Below are 21,742 nucleotides of genomic sequence, written 5' to 3' on the forward strand. Positions count from 1 at the left end.
TCACATTTCGCTGCGCTCAATGTGAGCCGACCCTCCCCCTCGAGGGGAGGGTGACTGACCGGCACCTGTAGCAGGAACGCCCCATGTCCCAACCGCTGCTGATCGAGCATGACGACGGCGTCGACCGGGTGACGCTCAATCGTCCTGACAGTCTCAACGCGCTCGATCCGGCGCTGATCGATGCGCTCAACGTCTATTTCCAAGGCCTGCAGCGCAACCGCGACACGCGCGTCGTCGTGCTCAGGGGGGCCGGCAAGAATTTCTGCGCAGGCCTCGACCTCAAGGCCGCGATGGCGCGGCGTGCCGGGCAGCAGGAGCCGTCCGGCGTCACGGAGTCGCTGGACTCGCAGCGGCGCATCGCCGACATCGTGATGCTGATGCGGCGCTGTCCGCAACCAATCATCTCGCTGGTGCAGGGCGCGGCGGCCGGCGGCGGCTTTGCGCTGGCGCTGGCCTCCGACATTCGCATCGCGACCAGATCGGCACGGATGAACTGCGCCTTCATCAAGCTTGGTCTCGGCGGCTGCGACATCGGCACCAGCTACTTTCTGCCGCGGCTGGTCGGTGTCTCCGTCGCCTCCGAGCTGATCCTCACGGGACACTTCATCGGCGCCGAGCGCGCGTTCGCGGTCGGGCTCGTCTCCGAGGTCGTGGATGAAGACAAGCTCGATGCGGCGGCCGAGCCCTATGTCGATGCGATGATGACGGCCTCGCCCGTGGGGCTGCGGCTGTCAAAGGAATGTCTCAACATGAGCGTCGATGCCGGATCGCTGGAAGCCGTGATCGCGATGGAGGATCGCAACCAGGTCCTGTGCAGCCGCTCCGAGGAATTTTCGGAAGGCATCAGGGCCTTCCTTGAGAAGCGAAAGCCTGTCTATATCAAGCGCTGAACGACAAAGATCCGCAAAGGACAATAATTCCGGGAGACGCAAAATGAGTGGAAGCGCGGTGGCGGTGATGTCAAAGCCCGCCTTTCGCAAGGTCGAATGGCTCGCACGGGACATCGATGTCGCGCGGCGCGCTGACGGCACGGTCGTGTTGAAGTCGCGCATTCCGCTGCAGGCTTACGAGACGCACATCCCGGCTTCGCTGGCGAAATGGGCCAGGGAAGCGCCCGAGCGCATCTGGCTCGCGCAGCGCGGCGGCCCGAACCGCGAATGGCGCAAGGTCTCCTACGGTGAAGCCAAGCGCATTGTCGATGCACTGACGCAGGCGCTGCTCGATCTCAAGCTGGACGGACGGCCGGTCGCCATCCTTTCCGGCAATTCGATCGAGCACGCGTTGATGACGCAGGCGGCGATGCAGGCACGCGTTCCGGCAGCGCCGGTGTCGCCGGCCTACTCGCTGATGAGCCACGATCACGTCAAGCTGAAATATTTGTTCGACCTGATCAAGCCGGCCGTGGTGATGGTGCAGGACGGCGCGACCTTCGAGAAGGCGCTGAAAGCGCTCGATCTCACCGGCGTCACCGTCGTTCACGTCGTGCGGCCTTGCGAGGGCATCAAGAGCGTCAGCTTTGCCGAGCTCGCGGCAACGCCGGTGACAGCTGATGTCGATGCATCGATCGCGAAGATCACGCCCGACACCGTCGGCAAGCTGCTGTTCACCTCGGGCTCCACCGGCATGCCTAAGGCCGTCATCAACACGCAACGCATGATGTGCGCCAATGCGGCGATGATGATGCAGGTGCGGCCGCGTGTCCCGGGCGGACCGCTGCCCGTCGTGCTCGACTGGATGCCGTGGAATCACACCATGGGCGGCAATGCCGCGTTCCATCCCGTTCTGGTCGACGGCGGCACGCTCTACATCGACGACGGCCGGCCGATGCCGGGCCAGCTCGAGGAGACCATCAGAAACCTGCGCGAGATCTCGCCGACTTATTACGCCAATGTGCCGGCCGGCTACGCCGCGCTCGCAGCGGCGATGGAGAAGGACGACGCGCTGTGCCGCTCGTTCTTCAGGAACCTGTCGATCATGGCCTATGGCGGTGCGCGGCTGCCGGATGATCTCTATGATCGCATGCAGGCTCTCGCCGTGAAGACCACCGGCGAGCGCATCGTGTTCTATACCGGCTGGGGCTCGACCGAGACCGCGCCGACCTCGACCGGCACCTATTGGGACACCGAGCGCGTCGGCCTGATCGGCCTGCCGTTCCCCGGCGTCGAACTGAAGATGGTGCCGTGCGGCTCGAAATATGAGCTGCGCCTGCGCGGCGTCAACGTCACGCCCGGCTATTTCGGTCAGCCTGATCTGACCAGGAAGATGTTCGACGAGGAGGGTTTTTACTGTATCGGCGACGCCGGCGTCTTCGTCGACGATGCCGATCCGGCGCAGGGCATCATCTTTGCCGGTCGTGTCGTCGAGGACTTCAAGCTCACCACCGGCACCTTTGTGCATGTCGGGTCGCTCCGCACCGATGCGATCGCGGCTGCGACGCCTGTCGTGCATGATGCGTTGGTCGCAGGGCAGGACCGCGCCTTCATCGGCCTGCTTGCGTGGCCCAATTTGCACGCCTGCCGGCAGCTCGTCGGCAGTGCCGATCTCAGCTTCGAGGAGGCGGTGAGGCATCCTGAGGTGATCGCCTGCTTCAAGCGTGGGTTAGAGGCCCACAACAAGGAATGCGGAGGCGCCAGCAGCCGCGTCATTTCGCGCGCAATGCTGATGGCCGAGCCGCCCTCGATCGACGGCAACGAGCTCACCGACAAGGGCTACATCAACCAGCGCGCCGGCCTGGAACGCCGTGGGGCGCTGGTGGAGCGGCTGTATGCCGACGAGCCGGATCAGGACGTCATCATTCTCAAGTAATCAACATCATCAACACAGGTACGCGCCATGAACTTCGATTTCTCCGACGACCAGAAGCAGCTCCGCGATCAGGCGCGCAAATTCCTCGCTGAAAAATGCTCGCCGAAGGCGGTGCGAATCGTGCTCGATGGCAAGACGCCGTACGACAAGGAACTGTGGAAGGGTCTCGCCGAGATGGGCTTTCTCGGCGTTGCGATCCCGGAAGAGTTTGGCGGCGCCGGGGCCGGCCATCTCGAGCTCTGCGTGATCGCGGAAGAGATGGGCCGGGCCAATGCGCCGGTGCCGTTTTCCTCGACGGTGTATCTCGCCGCCGAGGCTTTGCTGATCGCCGGCAGCGAGGCACAAAAGAAGAAGTGGTTGCCGGCCATTGCCGCAGGCGAGGCGATCGGCACGTTGGCGCTGTTCGAGGGCAAGGGCAATCCGGCGCCGAAGAACGTGAAGCTGACGGCTGCGAGCGGCGTGCTCAATGGTGTCAAGAAGCCGGTCGCCGACGGGGCCATCGCCGACTTCGCTGTGGTTGCCGCGCGCACGGGATCGAGTGGGCGCGATAGCGATATCTCGCTGTTCCTGGCCGATCTCAAGGCCGGCGGCGTCGAGGTGAAAAGCCTCACCAATCTCGATCCGACCCGCGGGCAGGCCGAGGTCACGTTCAGGGATTGCAAGGCCGAGCCGCTCGGCCCCGCCGGCGAAGGCTGGAGCATTTTGACTCAAGTGCTGGATCGCGCCGCCGTGCTCTGCGCCTTCGAGCAGGTGGGCGGCGCCGACCGCGCGCTGGAGATGGGCCGCGACTACGCGCTCGACCGTATCGCCTTCGGCCGTCAGATCGGCTCGTTCCAGGCAGTGAAGCACATGCTGGCCGACATGTACGTGTCGGCGACGCTCGCGCGCTCCAACAGCTATTACGGCGCCTGGGCGCTTTCGACCAACGCGGCCGAATTGCCGGAAGCGGCTGCCGCTGCGCGCATCAGCGCGACGCAGGCGTTCCAGCACTGCGCCAAGAACAATATCCAGGTTCACGGCGGCATGGGTTTTACCTGGGAGTTCGACTGCCACATGTACTATCGCCGCGCCAACGCGATGGCGCTCGGTCTCGGCAGCCTGTCCTATTGGGAAGATCAGCTGATCGACCGGATGCGGAAGAAGAACGCGGCGTAATCCGCCGCTCGCGTCCCGGACGCGATGCGGCACGCGGTGCCGCTTCGCAGAGCCGGGACCCCAGGCCGCAATGGACCCCGGATCTGCAGCGCATCACTTCGTGCTGCGCAGCGTCCGGGGAACGAACCGAGAGATGAGACCATGAACTTCGACGACACCCCGCAGGAAGCCGAATTCCGTAGCCAAGCTCGCGCCTGGATCGGCGCCAACGCACCCAAGCAATACGAGGATGAGCTGCGCAAATCCTCGCTCGGCCGGACCCAACTCAAGAACGCTGACATCCTCGGTGTGGCAAAGGCCTGGCAGAAAAAGAAGGCCGATGCCGGCTGGGCCTGCCTCCACTGGCCAAAAGAGTATGGCGGGCGCGGCGCCTCGCCGATCGAGCGCGTGATCTGGCAGCAGGAAGAGGGGCCGTTCGGCCAGTTGTCGCGCATGTTCATCATCGGCCATGGCATGTGCGGACCGACCATGATGGCGTTCGCGCGCGAGGAGCATAAGCGCAAATACCTGCCGCCGCTCGCCTCCGGCGAAAAGGTCTGGTGCCAGCTGTTCTCCGAGCCGGCCGGCGGCTCCGACGTCGCGGGCCTTCGCACCCGCGCGGAGAAGGACGGCGACGACTGGATTATCAACGGCCAGAAGATCTGGACCTCGGGCGCGCATTACTCGGACTACGGCATTCTACTCACCCGGACTGATCCTGATGTGCCCAAGCACAAGGGGCTCACCATGTTCTTCCTGGACATGAAGAGCCCTGGCGTCGAGGTGCGGCCGATCAAGCAGGCAAGCGGGGCCTCCGACTTCAACGAGGTCTATTTCACTGATGTCCGCATCCCCGACCATCAGCGCCTCGGAGAGGTCGGTGACGGCTGGAACGTCTCGCTGACCACGTTGATGAACGAGCGCAGCGCCATAGGCGCGGCCGTCTCAACCGGCTTTCCCGAACTGTTCGAATATTGCTCCAACCTGATGCTCGACGACGGCCCGGCGATCGAAGATCGTGCGGTGCGCTCGAAGCTCGCCAATTGGGCGGTGAAGGCGAGCGGGCTGAAATACACCAGCATGCGCGCGATCTCCGCGCTGTCGAGGGGCGAGCGTCCGGGTCCTGAGAATTCCATCGGCAAGCTGGTGGCCGGCTCGATGATCCAGGACGTTGCGACCTATGCGCTGGATCTCCAAGGCGCGGGCGGAGTGATCGGCGGCGAGGATGCCGAACTCGCAGGCCGTTTCCAGGCCATGCTGCTGCGTGCGCCAGGCACCCGCGTCGAAGGCGGCACCGACGAGATCATGCGCAACATCATCGCCGAGCGGGTGCTGCGCCTGCCCGGCGATATCCGTGTCGACAAGGACGTGCCGTTCAACAAGATCCCGACCAAGGGAAGAGGCTGATCGTGTCCCGGACGCGATGCAGCGCGTAGCGCTGCTTCGCAGAGCCGGGACCACGCAAATAGGCCCGGGCTCTGCAGCGCACCGCTACGCGCTGCGCAGCGTCCGGGGCACGAGAGAGGAGAGTTCGAAAATGAATTTCGACGATACCCCGCAGGAAGCCGCATTCCGCGAGACTGCGCGCAAATGGATCGAGGCCAATGCGCCGAAGGAGCTCCATGCCGAGCTGTCAAAATCCTCGCTCGGTCGCATCCGCCTTGCCAATCACGACATCGTCGACGTCGGCAAGGCCTGGCAGAAGAAGAAGGCCGAAGGCGGCTGGGCCTGCCTGCATTGGCCGAAGGAGTATGGCGGTCGCGGCGCGACGCCGATCGAGCGCGTGATCTGGCAGCAGGAAGAGGGCGTCTACGGCAAACTGACGCAGCCGTTCCAGATCGGCGAGGGCATGTGCGGGCCGACCGTGATGGCTTTCGGCAGTGAGGACGCCAAGCGCCGCTATTTGCCGAAGCTCGCTTCGGGCGAGGAGATCTGGTGCCAGCTGTTCTCCGAGCCATCAGCCGGCTCCGACGTTGCGGGCCTGCGTACCCGCGCGGAGAAGAAGGGCGACAATTGGGTTGTCAACGGCCAGAAGATCTGGACCTCCGGCGCGCATTACTCCGACTATGGTCTTCTGATCGCGCGCACCGATCCGAACGTGCCCAAGCACAAGGGCCTCACCATGTTCTTCCTGGACATGAAGAGCCCGGGCGTCGAGGTCCGTCCGATCAAGCAGGCCAACGGCATGCAGGAGTTCAACGAGGTCTATTTCACCGACGTCGTGATCCCGGACGGCCAGCGGCTCGGTGCCGTCGGCGAAGGCTGGAGCGTGTCGCTGACCACGCTGATGAACGAGCGCATGTCGATCGGCGCGCGGCTTGCGACCGGCGTGCCTGAAATGTTCGAGTTCTGCTCGAATTTGATGCTGGAGGACGGGCTCGCCATCGACGATCCCGCCGTGCGCTCGAAGCTTGCAAGCTGGGCGGTGAAGTCGAGCGGGCTGAAATACACCAGCTACCGCGCGATTTCGGCGCTGTCGAAGGGCGAGCGGCCGGGGCCGGAGAACTCGATCGGCAAGCTCGTCTCGGGCATGATGCTTCAGGACATCGCGACCTACGCGATGGACCTGCAGGGCGCGGCCGGCGTTCTCACCGGCAGTGACGAGGAGACGGTGCAGGGCCAGTTCCAGCAGATGCTGCTGTCCTCGCCCTCGATGCGGATCGCCGGCGGCACCGACGAGATCTTGCGCAACATCATCGCCGAGCGTGTGCTGGGATTGCCGGGCGACATTCGCGTCGACAAGGACGTGCCGTACAACAAGATTCCCACGAAGGGACGATGAGAGGTTCGGTGTCCCGGACGCGGTGCGGCGCGAAGTGCCGCTCCGCGGAGCCGGGAACCCAGGAGCCGCAATAGACAGGCCATAATGGGCCCCGGCTCTGCGCCGCATCAATTCGTGCTGCGTCGCGTCCGGGGCACGAAAGCGAGTCAAAGCCATGGACGCCAAAGTGCCCAACGCCCGTCATTCCAACGAAGATCGCATCGGCGTGCTCGAAGAACTCCTCAACGAGCGCTACTCCGTCCGCGCCTTCCTCCCCAAGGAGGTCGACCGCGCGACCATCGAGCATGTGCTGACGACCGCGCAGCGCACCGCGTCCTGGTGCAACAGCCAGCCCTGGCAGGTCATCATCGCCAGCGGCGAGGCCGAGGAGCGCTTCCGCCAGCTGATCTACAAGGAGGCATCCAGCGGTCTCGGCGACGACTATGATTTCACTCCGCCGCGTGAATATGTCGGGGTGTATCTCGAGCGCCGCCGCGAGAGCGGTTTTCAGCTCTACAATACGCTCGGTATCGCCCGCGGCGACAGAAGCGCTTACGCAAAACAGGCGCTGGAGAATTACAATTTCTTCGGCGCCCCGCACGTCGCCATCATCCACACCAACGAGCCGCTCGGCATCTATGGTGCGATCGATTGCGGGGCCTACGTCTCGAACTTCATGCTGGCCGCGCAGGCGCTTGGGCTGGGCACCATTCCGCAGGCGGCGCTGGCGCGCCATTCCGGCCTAATTCGCCGCCACTTCAACTTAGCTGACGACCGCCGCGTCGTCTGCGGCATCTCGTTCGGCTATGCCGACCATGCCCACAAGGTCAACAGCTACCGCACCTCGCGCGCGAGCGTGGCGGACACGGTGACGTTCGTCGAGGACTGATCGAGCGAGGATCAGGTGCTCGCACGCATACGAAGGCGGCCGCGTGAACGGCCGCCTTCGTAGCAGTCACTATCCGATTGACGCGGGCCGCTAGCCGCCGCTGCCGCCGATCACGGCCCGCACGGTCTCATCGGGGCCAAAATCCTCGGCGCCGTCGACATAGAGCAGCGCGGCGAGCTTCGAGCGCGCGCGATTGACGCGGCTCTTGATGGTGCCGACCGCGCAGCCGCAGATCGAAGCTGCGTCCTCATAGGAGAAGCCCGAGGCACCGACCAGGATCAACGCTTCGCGCTGGTCCTGCGGAAGCTTGTCGAGCGCGGTGCGGAACTCCTCGAACTCGAGATGCGCATTCTGCGACGGCTGCGTCTTCAGCGTTTTGGCGTAGTTGCCCTCGGCATCCTCGACCTCCCGCCGCCGCTTGCGATAGTCGGAGCGGAACAGGTTGCGGAGAATCGTGAACAGCCACGCCGGCAGATTGGAGCCCGGCTGGAACGAGTCGATGTTGGCGAGCGCACGCAACAGCGTCTCCTGCACCAAATCGTCGGCGCGGTCCGCGTTGCCGCTGAGCGAGATGGCGAACGCGCGCAGGCTGGGCACGGCGGCCAGGATGTCGTTACGAAGGGATTCCGTGAGAGGCATTAGTCCCTCCCATTGTTGTCGTTGGATCCCCCATCATTTCCCACTTGGGATGTCGCTCCCGGCGCATCAAGCTTTTTGATGAGCTCCGCGAACCGGTCGGGAACTCCTTGCCGCACGACGTCATCGTACATGGCGCGGAGCTGATGCCCAATCCTGGATTGAATCTCCGGAGTGAGCCCTCCTTTGCCGGGGGTCGTGCTTTTGCTGGCTTGAGATTTGAGATCTTTCATGACCTGTTCCACGTTTCCCCGAGTTAAGTGACTGTAAAATCGAGAGGTTTTCTCAACCGGGAGCCGTTCCCTAGATAGGCACAATGCGACGTGAGATAAAAAGTTCCGCGCCTCTGCGGAACTTTTATTGTCCTGATGCGTAAACAGCCGAGCAGGGGAACCCGGGCCCCCCGCGTACCGCCGGACCCAAGGTTGGCCCGAAGATGAATGGAGTGGGGATGTCCCGTTCACAGCTTGTCGCTGAACACTTGCCGTTGTTGCGCCGCTACGCACGCGCCCTGACGGGCAGCCAGGCCTCCGGTGACGCCTACGTCGCAGCCATGTTGGAAGCCATGCTGGGGGATCCGTCGGTGCTCGACGAAAGCCATGGACCGCGCGCCGGTCTGTTCCGGCTGTTCACCCAGATCTGGAATTCCGTTTCCGTCAACGACGATTCCGAGGTGACGACCTTGCCGATGCCGCCGGAGCGGCGGCTGTCGAACATCACACCTCTGCCGCGGCAGGCGTTCCTGCTGCTCTCGCTCGAGGGATTTTCGGAAGAGGAAGTCGGCTACATCCTCGGCACCGACGTCGCCGAGACGCGCCGGCTGGCCGACGCCGCCGGACGCGAGATGGCGGCCGAGATCGCCACCGACGTGCTGATCATCGAGGACGAGACTTTCATCGCCATGGACCTCGAAAGCTTGGTGAAAAATCTCGGCCACAACGTCGTCGGCGTCGCGCGCACCCATGCCGATGCGGTGGCGCTGGCCAAGAACAAGCGGCCGGGTCTGATCCTCGCCGACATCCAGCTTGCCGACGGCTCGTCGGGCCTGGATGCCGTCAACGAGCTGCTGCGCACCTTCGAGGTGCCGGTGGTGTTCATCACCGCCTACCCGGAGCGCTTCCTCACCGGCGAGCGTCCCGAGCCGGCGTTCCTGATCTCGAAGCCGTTCCAGCCCGCGATGGTGTCGGCGGTGGCAAGCCAGGCGCTGTTCTTCCAGCGCAACTCGCGCAACCGTACGCCCAAGGCGCCGGCGGCCTGATAAGGCGCTGCGGCCAAGTGATTCATCCGGCGTGCCGCAAGGTACGCCGGATTTTTCATGGCCGCCTGCCCCGCGCTTGACGGCGATCGAATTCGCCGCTCATACCTCGTGCATTGATCCCAGCCGGAGACGTGCCCATGGACATGGACCAGCAACTGCTCGATCGCCTCGCGATCCGCGACCTCGTCGAGAACTGGGCGGTCTGGCGCGACGCCGGCGATTGGGAGCGCTTTGCGACGGTGTGGCACGATGAGGGCTGGATGTCCGCCACCTGGTTTCAGGGGCCGGCGCGGGACTTCATGCGCGTCAGCCAGGAGGGTTTTGCCCGGGGCGTGCGCATCCTGCATTTCCTCGGCGGCACCAGCATCGATCTTTCAGGCGAGCGGGCGATCGCGCAGACCAAGATGACGATCTCGCAGCGCGCCTTGGTGCATGACGTGCTCTGCGACGTCGTCTGCACCGGACGCTTCTATGACTTTCTGGAGAAGCGGCAGGGGAAGTGGGGCATCGTCCGGCGCCAGCCGATCTATGAGAAGGACCGCATCGATCCGGTCGACCCCGCCGCAACGCTTCAACTCGACCAGAACGCGCTGGCCGCACTGCCCGAAGGCTACCGCCATCTCGCCTACATGCAAGAGCTGATCGGCTACAAGGTCAAGCGCGACATGCCGGGGCTGGTCGGGCCCGAGGTCCAGAAGCTCTATGGCGAGGGACGGGAGTGGTTGGCGGCGAAGGCGAACTGAACCCCAGACAAAAGTAAGGCGCGACTGGCATCACCACAGTCGCGCCCTACGTCACCGGCTTATGGGGCAGGGGGGAATAGCCGGCTGCTGAGACGACTCCCGGGCCCCAGAGTCGTTCCCGTCGGTTGCAAAATTTTTTGTGCCGCCTGAGGTGATTTGCGCACACGGTTAAGTGATCTTAACGACTGGGAAACTCCGATCCTCTCCTCGCGTTGTTCCCGCGATCGCCATGGGGCGAGGGATACTTAGCCATGTCACAGATTCAAAAGATATTTTTGGCCGCCGTTGCGGTTGCCGCGACGTTGGGCGCTGTCCAGGTTGGCGCCGTACAACTCGCCCCCGGCCAGGATCTGGCCGACCGCTGGCAGGCGATCGCCGACAAGCCCGCCCACAACGTCAACCGCTCCGGCAAGTCCGATCGGCTCGCCGATATCAAGCCGGCCCCGGTTCCGACCCGCACCGTGTCGATGCGGCTGAACGATCTTGCCGATACCTCGGTGCTGCTACGGGTCCCTGCGGTCGTCGAGACCGGCAACGCCAAGCCGCCGGTGCTGCTCAAGGACAAGGACCAGAAGCAGGGCCGCCACAAGCCCGCGATCGCCTGCGAGCCGATGGTCAGCGCGCTGACCGAGGTCGCAAAGCTGCTCCAGCCCGGCCGCTGCGTGACCTGATCCGCATCGCCTTCATGCAAAGAGCCGCCTTCCCGCTGGAGGGCGACTTTGTGCGTCCACTTGATCCCCTGTCCCATCGCGTTATATCCCGGCTTTCTCCACTTTTGATTGACCGGGTAAACGCATGACGACGTCCGATACGGCCACGCATACGCAGCCTTTCCAAGCCGAGGTTTCCGAGCTGCTGCACCTCATGGTGCATTCTGTCTATTCCGAGACCGACATTTTTCTGCGCGAGCTCGTCTCCAACGCCTCGGATGCCTGCGACAAGCTGCGCTATGAGGCGATCGAAAGTCCCGCTCTGCTGGGCGAGGGCGACGCGCTCAAGATCCGCATCATCCCGAGCAAGACGGCCGGAACGCTCACGATCGCCGACAACGGCATCGGCATGGAGCGGCAGGAGCTGATCGACCATCTCGGCACCATCGCCCGCTCCGGCACCAAGGCGTTCGTGTCGAAGCTGAAGGAGGCCAAGGACGGCCTCGGCCTGATCGGCCAGTTCGGCGTCGGCTTCTATTCCGCCTTCATGGTCGCCGAGAAGATCGTCGTGATCAGCCGCCGCGCCGGCGAGAGCGACGTCTGGACCTGGACGTCTTCCGGCGGCTCCGGCTTCGAGATCGCGCGGGCGAGCGAGGCGGAAGCGGCGCGTGTGGCGCGCGGTACCGAGATCGTCCTGCACCTGAAAGACGATGCCAAGAAATATCTCGAAACCTACGAGATCGAGCGTATCGTCGGAGCCTATTCCGATAACATCCTGTTCCCCATCGAGCTCGTGCCGGAAGAGGGCGAGTCGCGCCAGATCAATTCGGCGAGCGCGCTGTGGCAGCGCTCGAAATCCGAGCTGACGGCGGAAGACTACAAGAAGGCCTATCAGCAGATCGCGTCCGCCTTCGACGATCCCGCGATGACGCTGCACTACCGCGCCGAGGGCCGCTACTCCTATGCCGTGCTGCTGTTCGCGCCATCGGCAAAGCCGTTCGATCTGTTCGAGCCGAACCGCAAAGGCCGGGTGAAGCTTTACGTCCGCCGCGTCTTCATCACCGACGATGCCGATCTGCTGCCAGGTTATCTGCGCTTCATCCGCGGCGTCGTCGACAGCGAGGATCTTCCGCTCAACATCTCGCGCGAGATGCTTCAGAACAATCCGCAGCTCACGCAGATCCGCAAGGCAGTCGCGACCCGGGTCGTGTCCGAGCTGGAAGGCCTTGCCGACAAGGATCCGGAGAACTTTGCAAAGATCTGGGACGCCTTCGGCGCGGTGCTGAAGGAAGGCATCTACGAGGATTTCGAACGGCGCGAAAAGCTGCTGGCGCTGTCGCGCTTCACCACGACCTCGGGCGAGAAGCGGTCGCTGAAGCAGGTGATCGCCGATTTCAAGCCGAACCAGACCGAGATCTATTACCTCGTCGGCGACAGCATCGAGCGACTGAAGTCCAATCCGCGGCTGGAAGCTGCGACCGCGCGCGGTATCGAGGTGCTGCTGCTGTCCGATCCCGTCGACGCCTTCTGGACCTCGATGCCGGCGGAGTTCGACGGCAAGCCGCTGAAGTCGCTGAGCCAGGGCGATCTCAACCTCGACCTGATTCCGCGGCTCGACGCGGCGGACGAGGCGAAGAAGGACGAGCCGGAAGCGGATGAGGCCGCCACCATCGCGGTGATCAAGGCCGCGCTCGGCGAGCGCGTCAGCGACGTCAAGGCTTCGACCCGCCTGACCAGCTCCGCCTCCTGCCTCGTCGCCGACAGCCAGGGGCCGAGCCGCGAACTCGAGCGCATCCTGTCGCAACAGAACCGCGGCATGCGCACCAAGCCGATCCTCGAGATCAATCTGCGCCATCCGCTGGTGACGGCGATCACCAAGGCGCAAGCCGGCTCCGGTGTGGTCGACGATCTCAGCCTGCTCCTGCTCGAACAAGCGCAGATTCTGGACGGCGAACTGCCGGAGGATCCGGCGGCGTTCGCGGCAAGGCTGAACCGCCTGGTGCTGCAGGGATTGGGCTGACGGCTCTGCTCGTCTCCGCTGTCATTGCAATGACGGGGCCGGCGGAGCGGGCCTGACTACTCCGCCGCATCCTTCTGCTCGTCACTCTCTTCTTCCGCCTCCGGCTTCTTCTCCATCCAGCGTGACAACAGGTTGGAGAAGCGGTCGAGGTAGAGATAGACCACCGGCGTCGTGAACAGCGTCAGTGCCTGGCTCACCAAGAGGCCGCCAACCATGGCATAGCCGAGCGGCTGACGGATCTCGGCGCCGGTGCCGGTTCCGAGCATCAAGGGGACGCCGCCGAGCAGTGCGGCCATCGTCGTCATCATGATCGGGCGGAAGCGCAGCAGCGCGGCCTGGCGGATCGACTGCTCCGGCGTCAAATGCTGCTCGCGCTCGGCGGCGATGGCGAAGTCCACCATCATGATGCCGTTCTTTTTGACGATCCCGATCAGCAGGATGACCCCGATCAGGGCGATGAGGCTGAAATCGAAACCGAAGATCATCAGGATCGCGATCGCGCCGACGCCGGCCGACGGCAGCGTGGAGAGGATGGTCAGTGGATGGATGTAGCTCTCATAGAGCACGCCCAGCACGAGGTAGACCACGACCAGCGCGGCGAGGATCAGCATCGGCACCGTGCCGAGCGATTGCTGAAACGCCTGCGCGGTGCCCTGAAAACTCGTCGACAGCGTCGGCGGCGCGCCCATCGCGCCGACCGCGCGCAGCACCGCATCGGTGGCCTGTCCCAGCGCCACGTCCTCGGCAAGGTTGAAACTGATCGTCACCGCCGGAAACTGGCCCTGATGCGCGATCGCGAGCGGTCGCACCGGCACGTTGGTCCAGTTGCAGATCACCGAGAGCGGCACCTGGTCCCCGGTCAGCGGCGATTTGATGTAGAGCTTCTCCAGCGTCTCGAGCTGGCCTTGCAGTGCCGGCGTGATCTCGAGCACCACGTGATAGCTGTTGGTCTGGGTGAAATATTGCGCGACTTGGCGCTGGCCGAAGGCATCGTAGAGGGTGTCGTCGATCAGTTGCGGCTGAATGCCGTAGCGTGCCGCGGTGTCGCGATTGATCCTGAGCTGCAGCGTCGTGCCCTCGGTCTGCTGGTCGGTGGCGACGTCGCGCAGCTGCGGTAGGCTTCGCATGCCGGCCAGGATCTTCGGCGCCCACTCGTTCAGCTCCGCGAGATTGGCGTCCTGCAGCGTGAACTCGAACTGGGTCCGGGTGGCGCGCCCGCCGAGCCGCACGTCCTGCGAGGCCTGCATATAGAGGCGCGCGCCCTCGACCTTGGCGAGCTTCGGCCGCAGCCGTGCGATGATCTCTTGCGCGCTGGCGTCGCGGTCACCGATCGGCTTCAGCGTGACATACATGCGTCCCGAATTCAGCGCGGTGCCGCCGCCGCCGATGAACATCGCGATGGAATCGACGGCAGGGTCGGCCTGCACGATAGCATTGAGTTCTTCCTGCCGCCGCTTCATCTCGGCGAAGGAGATGTCCTGGGGCATTTCGGACACCGCGGTGAGGAAGCCGTTGTCCTGCTGCGGGAAGAAGCCCTTGGGGATCAGGATGAACAGCAGCGCCGAGAGCGCGACGGTGCCGAAGAAGATGAGCAGCGTGACCAAGCTGTGCCGCAGCGCGAGGTCCAGTCCGCGCTCGTAAGCGCCGAGCAGGCGCTCGAACATCCGCTCGCTCCACTGATAGAACCGGCCGCGCCGCGCCTCGTGGTCGGCGCGCAGGAAGCGCGAGGCCATCATCGGCGTCAGGGTCAGCGACACCACGAGCGAGACGAAGATCGCCATCGACAGCGTCACCGCGAATTCGCGGAACAGCCGGCCGATGATGCCGCCCATCAGCAGCAGCGGGATCAGCACCGCGACCAGCGAGATGCTGATCGAGACGATGGTGAAGCCGATCTCGGCCGCACCCTTGTATGCCGCAGCGAGCGGGCTCTCGCCCCGCTCGACATAGCGCGTGATGTTCTCCAGCATCACGATGGCGTCGTCGACCACGAACCCGACCGCGATGGTCAGCGCCATCAGCGAGAGATTGTCCAGCGAATAACCGAACACCCACATCAGCGAGCAGGCCCCGAGCAGCGCCAGCGGCACCGTGATGCTCGGGATGATCGTGGCCCAGAAGCTGCGCAGGAAAATGAAGATCACCATCACCACCAGCGCAATCGTGATCATCAGTGTGATCTGCACGTCGTCGACCGCGGCGCGGATGGTGATGGTGCGGTCGCTGATGATCTTGATCTTGATCGCGGGCGGGATCGCCGCGATCAGGCGCGGCAGCTTCTCCTTGATGCGGTCGACCGTCTCGATGACGTTGGCGCCGGGCTGCTTGAAGATGACCAGGAACACGCCGCGCTTGCCGTCGGCCCAGGCCGCGGTCTTCATGTCTTCCGGGCCGGAGACCGCCTCGCCGATGTCGCGGATCCGCAACGGCGCGCCGTTGCGGTAGGCGACGATGACGTCCTTCCAGTGCGCCGCCTCGAGCAACTGGTCGTTGGCGTAGATGGTGTAGGAGCGTCGGGTGCCGTCGATGTTGCCCTTCGGGCTGTCGGCAGTGGCGGTCGCGATCTGGCTGCGCACGTCCTCCAGCGACAATCCCTTGGCGACGAGCTTGGCCGGATCGACCTGGATGCGCACCGAGGGCTTTTGCTGGCCGCCGACGAACACCTGGGCGACGCCCGGGATCTGGCTGATCTGCTGGGCGAGCTGGGCGTCGGTGCGGTCGCTGACCGTGGTCAGCGGCAGCGTGTCGGAGGTCGCCGATAGGATCATGATCGGCGAGTCCGCCGGGTTGACCTTGCGATAGGTCGGCGGCGAGGGCAGGTTCTTCGGCAGCTGTCCGCTTGCGGCGTTGATGGCGGCCTGCACGTCGTTGGCGGCGGCATCGATCAGGCGGTTGAGATCGAACTGGATGGTGATCGACGCCGAGCCGAGCGAGCTCGTTGACGTCATCTGCGTGATGCCGGGGATCTGGGCGAGCTGGCGCTCGAGCGGCTGCGCCACGGAGGAGGCCATGGTCTCGGGGCTGCCGCCCGGCAGCGACGCGGACACCTGGATGGTGGGAAAGTCGACCTGGGGCAGCGGTGCAACCGGCAGCAGCGGATAGGCCACAAGGCCTACGAACAGGATGCCGGCCATCAGCAGCGAGGTGCCGATCGGATAGCGGATGAACGGGGACGAAAAGCTCTCTTGCATGCCCTGAGCCCACGGATCGGCCAGCGCATCTTCCCCCCGCGCATGGCGGAGCCGCGCCCGGAGCGCCGAGCGCGAATGTGCGTTTCCTTCAGCCTATTTGTTTGTTGATCGCCCTGGAACGTCGTTGGTCCAGGGCCAGCATTGTGATCGGAAGACTAATCTGTTCGCTCTCGCGTGCGAACGGATTCCAGCGCCGGATGCTTGCGACCTTTGTCGGAGAGGAGCCGCAGCGAGTTATGCGTTCGTTGCAGGCGCGAAAACGTCGCGCGTTTCCGTTTTCACGCTGTTGCGGCGCTGTGTCCCATCCATTTCACCGCGTGTCACAAGCGGGGGAGGTATGAACAGGAACAATCGCTTCTTGCGCGCCGTTGTGCCATATCGAAATGACATAACGAGTGCCGTTGCTACCGATTCGAGGAATTGTCCGATGCGCCTGCCGATTTTGACCCTGACCGCGATTGCCTCGCTGTTTGCTGCGGCGGATGCCGGCGCGCAAACCTACGATCCGCGCTATCCGGTGTGCATGCATGTCTATACGCCCGGCGGCTTCGGTGGCGGCGGCGGCGACTATTTCGACTGCTCCTTCACCTCGCTGCCGCAGTGCCGCGCCACGGCGTCGGGCCGCTCCGCAAGTTGCGACCTCAATCCCTATTACGCCTTCGATGAACCGCCGCCGCCGCGCCGGCGTCACAAGAAGGTGCACTAGCGATCCAGGATGGGCGTGCAGGAGCACTCATGCGATTCTCATTTGGCTTGATCATGACTGTCAGCGCATTGCTGGCGGCCGCGCCATCGCAGGCGCAGACGTTCGATCCGCGCTATCCCGTCTGCATGCACGTCTATTCCGGCGCGAATGGCGGCGGTGGGGAATGGTACGATTGCTCCTTCATCTCGCTGGCGCAGTGCCGCGCCACAGCCTCCGGCCGACCCGCGACCTGCGATCTCAATCCGTATTATCCGGTCAACGTGCCGCCGCCGCGCCTGCGCCACAGGCGAGGTGGCTAGCGACCTGCCGCTACTCCTTCCCGATCCCCGACAGTTCGACCACCTTGCGCCAGCGGTCGGTCGCCGCGCTCAGCATGGTGCCGAACTCGCCCGCATTGCCGGTGCAGCGGGATCGCGCCAGACCGCACGCCGATCCCGTCGGCTTGGTAAAGGATGACTGGCGTTAATCACGCACTAACCGGCTTTTACCCTGTCTCTTAACACCTGGGCAGGGGGCGCGGGCTAAGCTGCCGGAACCAGCAGATACGTTCCGAAAGAATGAACGGCATGACGACCGGCATTATCGAGCAACCAAAAGCCGCGCGTGCGCCTTCGGCTTCAAAGATCTGGCTGAAGGCCATCGAGCTCACGGCGCGGATCGAGACCTTGCCGGGCCGTCTGTTCGCAGATGTCATCGACGATTGGGCGCAGCGCCAGCCCGACCGCGTCGCACTGGTCGCAGACGAGACGACGCTCGACTACGATAGTCTGTCGAGACGGATCAACCGCTACGCGCGCTGGGCGCGCTCGGTGGGCATCGCCAAGGGCGACACCGTCGCCCTGATCATGCCGAACGGCGTCGACTATGTCGCGGCCTGGCTCGGCATCAGCCGGATCGGCGGCGTGGTGGCGCTGATCAACACCAGGCTGGTCGGACAGTCGCTCGCGCATTGCATCGACGTCGCAAAGCCTTCACACATCGTCGTCGCGCATGCGTTGGTAGAGATGCTGGAGGGCGCAACACCGCATTCGAAGACCCGCGCAAAAGTCTGGACCCTTGGCGATGCCGGCAGCGAGCGCGCGATCGAGGTCGCGCTTGCAGTGCTTGACGATGCGCCGCTGTCGCCGGACGAGCATGGCGACGTCACCATCGACGACCGCGCGCTGCTGATCTACACCTCGGGCACGACTGGGCTGCCGAAGGCGGCCAGCATCAGCCATCGCCGCATCCTCAACTGGGGTTTCTGGTTCGCCGGCCTCACCAGTGCCACGCCGCAGGACCGGCTCTATGACTGCCTGCCGCTGTTCCATTCGGTCGGCGGCATCGTCGCGCCGTGCAGCGTGCTGGCCGCCGGCGGCTCGGTGGTGATCGCGGAGAAATTCTCGGCCTCTAATTTCTGGCCCGACATCGTGCGGCACGACTGCACGCTGTTGCAGTATATCGGCGAGCTCTGCCGCTATCTGCTGAAGGCGCCGCCGTCGGAATACGAGAACCGCCATCGGCTGCGGCTCATCTGCGGCAACGGCCTGCGCGGCGACATCTGGGAGGATTTCCAGGGGCGATTTGCCATTCCGCGCATCCTCGAATTCTATGCGGCCACCGAGGGCAATTTTTCGCTGTTCAACGTCGAGGGCCAGCCGGGCGCGATCGGCCGCATCCCGCCGCTGCTCGGGCATCGTTTCCCCGCCAGCCTTGTCAGGCTCGATCCCGACAGCGGCGCGCCGCTGCGCAATGAAGATGGCATCTGCATCGCCTGCGCCCGCGGCGAGGCCGGCGAAGCCATCGGCCGGATCGGCACGGCGGATGACGGCGGTGGACGCTTCGAGGGCTATACCGACGCCGGCGAGACCGAGAAGAAGATCCTGCGGGATGTCTTCGCCAAGGGCGATGCCTGGTTCCGCACCGGCGATCTGATGCGGCTCGACGACAAGGGTTTTTTCCATTTCGTCGATCGCATCGGCGACACTTTCCGCTGGAAGGGCGAGAATGTCGCGACCTCCGAGGTGAATGATGCCGTGCGCGATTTTTCCGGCGTCGTAGACGCCACCACCTATGGCGTCAGCATTCCCGGCACCGACGGGCGCGCCGGCATGAGCGCGATCGTCGTGAATGAGGGCTTCGATATCGCTGCATTCCCTGCGCATCTTGCGCAGCGCCTGCCGGCCTATGCCCGTCCCGTCTTCATCCGCATCTCGCGCGAGCTCGATGCGACCGAGACCTTCAAGCAGAAAAAGGGTGAGCTGGCGCGGGAGGGATTTGATCCGGGCGCGATAAGCGATCCGCTGTTCATGCTCGACCCGACATCCGGTGCCTATGTCGCGCTCCATTCAGGGACGTTTACCAAAATTGTCGACGGCACGATCCGGCTCTAGCGCCGCGGAAATTCGAAAGATGTGTCCAATTTTATCTGAATTGTCCAAGAGGCCATTTACTTCTGTCGGGTAAACAGTTGGCCATGGGGAGGCGGTCATCAAGCGCCGCCGTAACTCTGGGATCAAAAACAAGAGCGAGCCAGCCATGTCGGTACGGTCCAAGGTCATCGAAGCGATCCAGCAGATCGCCAAAGAGCAGCACGTGACGCTTCCCGCCCTCTCGGACGACCTGTCCCTGCACGAGACGGGCTTCGACTCGCTCGCCTTTGCCATTCTGGTGGCGCGCCTCGAGGACGAGACCGGCGTCGACCCCTTCACCATTTCAGAGGACGCAGCGTTCCCCGCGACTGTGGGCGATTTTGTGCGGGCCTACGAAAATGTCCCCGCGTGAGATTTTTGCGCTCCGCGACCATCTCGGCGCGGAGCTGACCGGCCGCACGCTGTCGGATGCGCACCACGTCGTGTCGCTGACCGATATCCTGTCGCAGACGGTCCTGGGCGGCCGCCTGCCCGAATTGTCCGGCCGTGCCGTGCTGCTCAAGCTGTCCGATCAGCTCCGCTCGGGCCTCGCCATGGTCGAGCTCGATGGCATCGCCCGTCGCATGCTGCTGTGCCCGCCCGATCTCAACCCGGCGCATCTCGATGCGCTGATCGCTGACGCCGGCATCGATGCGGTCGTCACCGACGAGCCCGGCCGCTGGACTGATGCCGGCGTGTCGCTCGTCGTCACCGCCCAATTGCCGCTTCAAGCCGCCACGCCGGCCAGGACCGAGCGCGCCACCGAATGGCTGATGCTGACCTCGGGCACCTCGGGCGTGCCGAAGATCGTCGGCCATACGCTGGAAGCACTCACCGGCGCCATCGTCGCCGAGGGTCCCGCGAAAGGCCCTCCGCCGGTGTGGGCGACGTTCTATGACATTCGCCGTTATGGCGGCCTCCAGATATTCCTCCGCGCCATCCTCTCCGGCGGCTCCATGGTGCTTTCGGACCCGCGTGAGGCGCTCGCCGATCACGTCGCGCGGCTGAACGCGCGCGGCGTCTCGCATATCTCAGGCACACCGTCGCATTGGCGCAAGCTGCTGATGAGCGGCGCAGCCGCACAGTTCGCCCCCCGTTATGTCCGCCTCTCCGGCGAGATCGCCGACCAGGCCGTGCTCGACGGCCTCAAGGCGGCGTTCCCGAACGCCTCGGTCGGCCATGCCTATGCCTCGACCGAGGCCGGCGTCGGCTTCGCCGTCAACGACGGGCTCGAAGGCTTTCCGGCCGACTATCTCGGCAACCGCAATGGCGTCGAGATGAAGGTCGTCGATGGCTCGCTGCGCATCCGCTCGACACGTACGGCGCATGCCTATGTCGGCCCCAACGCCGCCGCGCTCACCGACGCCGACGGGTTCGTCGACAGCGGCGACATCGTCGAGCTCCGCGGCGACCGCTATTATTTCGTCGGCCGCCGCGGCGGCATCATCAATATCGGTGGTTTGAAGGTCCACCCCGAGGAAATCGAGGCGGTGATCAACCGCCACCCCGGCGTGCGGATGTCGCGGGCCAAATCGCGCAAGAGCCCGATCACAGGCGGCATCGTCGTCGCCGACGTGATCCTCACTGAGGGCACCGAACAGGCGCGCGTGAAGGAAATCCGCGACCAGATCCTCGATCAATGCCGCGCCCAGCTGGCGTCCCACAAGGTGCCCGCGGTGATCCGCTTCGTTGAGACGCTTGACGTCACCCCGGCCGGCAAACTGGCGCGCACCGATGCATAATGTCCTCGTCACCGGCGGCAGCCGCGGTATTGGCCTTGCGATCGGCAGGCGTCTCGCTGGCGCCGGCTTCAACGTGATCGCGGCGGCGCGGCGCGAGAGCGACGAGCTCAAAGCCGCGATCGCGACGTCCGAGGGCCGCCTGCATTTCCGTGCCTGCGATCTTGCGGTGATCGACGCAATCCCCGCCTTCGCAAAACTGGTGCGCGACGAGTTCGGCCCGATCTACGGCCTCGTCAACAATGCCGGCCTCGGCTCCGAAGGGCTGCTCGCCACCATGCGCAATTCGGAGATCGAGGCGCTGGTGCAACTCAATGTGCTGTCGCCGATCATCCTCACCAAATATGTCGCACGGCAGATGATGGCGGACGGCGCCGGTCGCATCGTCAACATCTCCTCTATCATCGCGACCACGGGCTACAATGGCCTGTCGGTCTATGGCGCGACCAAGGCCGCGGCCACCGGCTTCACCCGCTCGCTCGCGCGCGAGGTCGGCAAGCTCGGCATCACCGTGAATGCGATCGCACCGGGCTTCATCGACACCGAGCTCACGCACAATCTCTCCGACGAAGGCCGCAAGCGCATTGCCGGCCGCAGCGCGCTGCGTCGCCTGCCCGAGACGGACGACGTCGCGCGCATGGTGGAATATCTGCTCGGCGAGGGCGGCCGCAACGTAACGGGCGCCGTTTTCACGATCGACGCGGGCAACACGGCGTAGAAGGAACCGCGCTGCCCCGATTGCATTGATCCGGCGCAATGACATTCAGCCGGAAATGGTCGTAAGATGCCGCGCAATCGATTGGGTTACGTCAATCGATCT

19 protein-coding genes are annotated in these 21,742 nt (G+C 64.5%); 16 read left to right on the plus strand and 3 right to left on the minus strand.

Translation table 11 applies throughout. The features are described from left to right. Positions 1-83: 83 nt before the first annotated feature. The 6 genes from JJB99_RS05615 (at position 84) to JJB99_RS05640 (ending at position 7,589) form a co-directional block, all read left to right on the plus strand. Positions 84-890, plus strand: a complete 807-nt coding sequence (locus tag JJB99_RS05615; protein WP_200497785.1) for an enoyl-CoA hydratase/isomerase family protein — start codon at positions 84-86, stop codon at positions 888-890. 43 nt (positions 891-933) lie between these two features. After that, on the plus strand, positions 934-2,805 hold the full coding sequence (locus tag JJB99_RS05620; protein WP_200497786.1) for an AMP-binding protein: 1,872 nt from the start codon (positions 934-936) through the stop codon (positions 2,803-2,805). A gap of 27 nt (positions 2,806-2,832) precedes the next feature. Next, positions 2,833-3,960, plus strand: a complete 1,128-nt coding sequence (locus JJB99_RS05625; RefSeq protein ID WP_200497787.1) for an acyl-CoA dehydrogenase family protein — start codon at positions 2,833-2,835, stop codon at positions 3,958-3,960. 141 nt (positions 3,961-4,101) lie between these two features. Further along, the gene (locus tag JJB99_RS05630) at positions 4,102-5,346 is read left to right on the plus strand and encodes an acyl-CoA dehydrogenase (RefSeq protein ID WP_200497788.1); all 1,245 of its coding nucleotides are present in this window, start codon (positions 4,102-4,104) and stop codon (positions 5,344-5,346) included. 130 nt (positions 5,347-5,476) lie between these two features. Next, on the plus strand, positions 5,477-6,721 hold the full coding sequence (locus JJB99_RS05635; RefSeq protein ID WP_200497789.1) for an acyl-CoA dehydrogenase: 1,245 nt from the start codon (positions 5,477-5,479) through the stop codon (positions 6,719-6,721). A gap of 154 nt (positions 6,722-6,875) precedes the next feature. Then, positions 6,876-7,589 carry a nitroreductase gene (locus JJB99_RS05640; RefSeq protein ID WP_200497790.1) on the plus strand — a complete coding sequence of 238 codons (714 nt, stop codon included), beginning with the start codon at positions 6,876-6,878 and terminating at the stop codon, positions 7,587-7,589. 90 nt (positions 7,590-7,679) lie between these two features. Here the strand turns inward: JJB99_RS05640 and JJB99_RS05645 are convergent, their stop codons facing one another. Together JJB99_RS05645 and JJB99_RS05650 are read right to left on the minus strand one after the other, a co-directional pair. Further along, positions 7,680-8,228 (minus strand): sigma-70 family RNA polymerase sigma factor, encoded by a 549-nt coding sequence (locus tag JJB99_RS05645; RefSeq protein ID WP_200497791.1) that lies wholly within the window; start codon positions 8,226-8,228, stop codon positions 7,680-7,682. Further along, positions 8,228-8,458, minus strand: coding sequence for a NepR family anti-sigma factor (locus JJB99_RS05650; RefSeq protein WP_200497792.1), 231 nt, complete (start codon positions 8,456-8,458; stop codon positions 8,228-8,230). Before JJB99_RS05650 ends, JJB99_RS05645 begins: the two co-directional genes overlap by 1 nt. A gap of 218 nt (positions 8,459-8,676) precedes the next feature. Here JJB99_RS05650 and JJB99_RS05655 point away from each other — a divergent pair, with 218 nt between their 5' ends. The 4 genes from JJB99_RS05655 to htpG all read left to right on the plus strand — a co-directional run bounded on the left by JJB99_RS05655 (position 8,677) and on the right by htpG (position 12,896). After that, a complete protein-coding gene (locus tag JJB99_RS05655) occupies positions 8,677-9,483 on the plus strand; it encodes a response regulator (protein WP_026201627.1) in 807 nt (268 codons plus the stop codon). A gap of 143 nt (positions 9,484-9,626) precedes the next feature. Continuing rightward, positions 9,627-10,226 (plus strand): nuclear transport factor 2 family protein, encoded by a 600-nt coding sequence (locus JJB99_RS05660; protein ID WP_200500058.1) that lies wholly within the window; start codon positions 9,627-9,629, stop codon positions 10,224-10,226. A 251-nt stretch (positions 10,227-10,477) separates the two neighbouring features. Next, positions 10,478-10,897 carry a hypothetical protein gene (locus JJB99_RS05665; protein WP_200497794.1) on the plus strand — a complete coding sequence of 140 codons (420 nt, stop codon included), beginning with the start codon at positions 10,478-10,480 and terminating at the stop codon, positions 10,895-10,897. 124 nt (positions 10,898-11,021) lie between these two features. Further along, positions 11,022-12,896 carry a molecular chaperone HtpG gene (htpG, locus tag JJB99_RS05670; protein WP_200497795.1) on the plus strand — a complete coding sequence of 625 codons (1,875 nt, stop codon included), beginning with the start codon at positions 11,022-11,024 and terminating at the stop codon, positions 12,894-12,896. 56 nt (positions 12,897-12,952) lie between these two features. Here htpG and JJB99_RS05675 read toward each other — a convergent pair whose 3' ends face one another. After that, positions 12,953-16,087 (minus strand): multidrug efflux RND transporter permease subunit, encoded by a 3,135-nt coding sequence (locus JJB99_RS05675; protein ID WP_200497796.1) that lies wholly within the window; start codon positions 16,085-16,087, stop codon positions 12,953-12,955. A gap of 427 nt (positions 16,088-16,514) precedes the next feature. On the opposite strand from JJB99_RS05675, the gene JJB99_RS05680 reads away from it, so the two are divergent. The 6 genes from JJB99_RS05680 to JJB99_RS05705 all read left to right on the plus strand — a co-directional run bounded on the left by JJB99_RS05680 (position 16,515) and on the right by JJB99_RS05705 (position 21,640). Then, positions 16,515-16,793: a DUF3551 domain-containing protein gene (locus JJB99_RS05680; RefSeq protein WP_200497797.1), complete on the plus strand. Its 279-nt coding sequence runs from the start codon at positions 16,515-16,517 to the stop codon at positions 16,791-16,793. A gap of 29 nt (positions 16,794-16,822) precedes the next feature. Continuing rightward, positions 16,823-17,092 carry a DUF3551 domain-containing protein gene (locus tag JJB99_RS05685; RefSeq protein ID WP_200497799.1) on the plus strand — a complete coding sequence of 90 codons (270 nt, stop codon included), beginning with the start codon at positions 16,823-16,825 and terminating at the stop codon, positions 17,090-17,092. Between the two features lie 258 nt (positions 17,093-17,350). Continuing rightward, positions 17,351-19,165 carry a long-chain-acyl-CoA synthetase gene (locus tag JJB99_RS05690; protein WP_200497800.1) on the plus strand — a complete coding sequence of 605 codons (1,815 nt, stop codon included), beginning with the start codon at positions 17,351-17,353 and terminating at the stop codon, positions 19,163-19,165. Between the two features lie 145 nt (positions 19,166-19,310). After that, positions 19,311-19,556 (plus strand): acyl carrier protein, encoded by a 246-nt coding sequence (locus JJB99_RS05695; RefSeq protein WP_015688794.1) that lies wholly within the window; start codon positions 19,311-19,313, stop codon positions 19,554-19,556. Continuing rightward, positions 19,543-20,925, plus strand: coding sequence for a class I adenylate-forming enzyme family protein (locus JJB99_RS05700; RefSeq protein ID WP_200497802.1), 1,383 nt, complete (start codon positions 19,543-19,545; stop codon positions 20,923-20,925). Before JJB99_RS05695 ends, JJB99_RS05700 begins: the two co-directional genes overlap by 14 nt. Continuing rightward, complete coding sequence (locus JJB99_RS05705) at positions 20,918-21,640, plus strand: SDR family NAD(P)-dependent oxidoreductase (RefSeq protein WP_200497803.1); 723 nt, start codon at positions 20,918-20,920, stop codon at positions 21,638-21,640. Before JJB99_RS05700 ends, JJB99_RS05705 begins: the two co-directional genes overlap by 8 nt. The last annotated feature ends 102 nt before the right edge of the window (positions 21,641-21,742 follow it).

It is taken from the genome of Bradyrhizobium diazoefficiens, assembly GCF_016616235.1.
Classification (GTDB): domain Bacteria; phylum Pseudomonadota; class Alphaproteobacteria; order Rhizobiales; family Xanthobacteraceae; genus Bradyrhizobium; species Bradyrhizobium diazoefficiens_H.

Coding starts and splice junctions, on each gene's coding strand:
- JJB99_RS05615 (WP_200497785.1), top strand. CDS start 84: ATGTCCCAACCGCTGCTGATCGAGCATGACGACGGCGTCGACCGGGTG.
- JJB99_RS05620 (WP_200497786.1), top strand. CDS start 934: ATGAGTGGAAGCGCGGTGGCGGTGATGTCAAAGCCCGCCTTTCGCAAG.
- JJB99_RS05625 (WP_200497787.1), top strand. CDS start 2,833: ATGAACTTCGATTTCTCCGACGACCAGAAGCAGCTCCGCGATCAGGCG.
- JJB99_RS05630 (WP_200497788.1), top strand. CDS start 4,102: ATGAACTTCGACGACACCCCGCAGGAAGCCGAATTCCGTAGCCAAGCT.
- JJB99_RS05635 (WP_200497789.1), top strand. CDS start 5,477: ATGAATTTCGACGATACCCCGCAGGAAGCCGCATTCCGCGAGACTGCG.
- JJB99_RS05640 (WP_200497790.1), top strand. CDS start 6,876: ATGGACGCCAAAGTGCCCAACGCCCGTCATTCCAACGAAGATCGCATC.
- JJB99_RS05645 (WP_200497791.1), bottom strand. CDS start 8,228: ATGCCTCTCACGGAATCCCTTCGTAACGACATCCTGGCCGCCGTGCCC.
- JJB99_RS05650 (WP_200497792.1), bottom strand. CDS start 8,458: ATGAAAGATCTCAAATCTCAAGCCAGCAAAAGCACGACCCCCGGCAAA.
- JJB99_RS05655 (WP_026201627.1), top strand. CDS start 8,677: ATGTCCCGTTCACAGCTTGTCGCTGAACACTTGCCGTTGTTGCGCCGC.
- JJB99_RS05660 (WP_200500058.1), top strand. CDS start 9,627: ATGGACCAGCAACTGCTCGATCGCCTCGCGATCCGCGACCTCGTCGAG.
- JJB99_RS05665 (WP_200497794.1), top strand. CDS start 10,478: ATGTCACAGATTCAAAAGATATTTTTGGCCGCCGTTGCGGTTGCCGCG.
- htpG (WP_200497795.1), top strand. CDS start 11,022: ATGACGACGTCCGATACGGCCACGCATACGCAGCCTTTCCAAGCCGAG.
- JJB99_RS05675 (WP_200497796.1), bottom strand. CDS start 16,087: ATGCAAGAGAGCTTTTCGTCCCCGTTCATCCGCTATCCGATCGGCACC.
- JJB99_RS05680 (WP_200497797.1), top strand. CDS start 16,515: ATGCGCCTGCCGATTTTGACCCTGACCGCGATTGCCTCGCTGTTTGCT.
- JJB99_RS05685 (WP_200497799.1), top strand. CDS start 16,823: ATGCGATTCTCATTTGGCTTGATCATGACTGTCAGCGCATTGCTGGCG.
- JJB99_RS05690 (WP_200497800.1), top strand. CDS start 17,351: ATGAACGGCATGACGACCGGCATTATCGAGCAACCAAAAGCCGCGCGT.
- JJB99_RS05695 (WP_015688794.1), top strand. CDS start 19,311: ATGTCGGTACGGTCCAAGGTCATCGAAGCGATCCAGCAGATCGCCAAA.
- JJB99_RS05700 (WP_200497802.1), top strand. CDS start 19,543: ATGTCCCCGCGTGAGATTTTTGCGCTCCGCGACCATCTCGGCGCGGAG.
- JJB99_RS05705 (WP_200497803.1), top strand. CDS start 20,918: ATGCATAATGTCCTCGTCACCGGCGGCAGCCGCGGTATTGGCCTTGCG.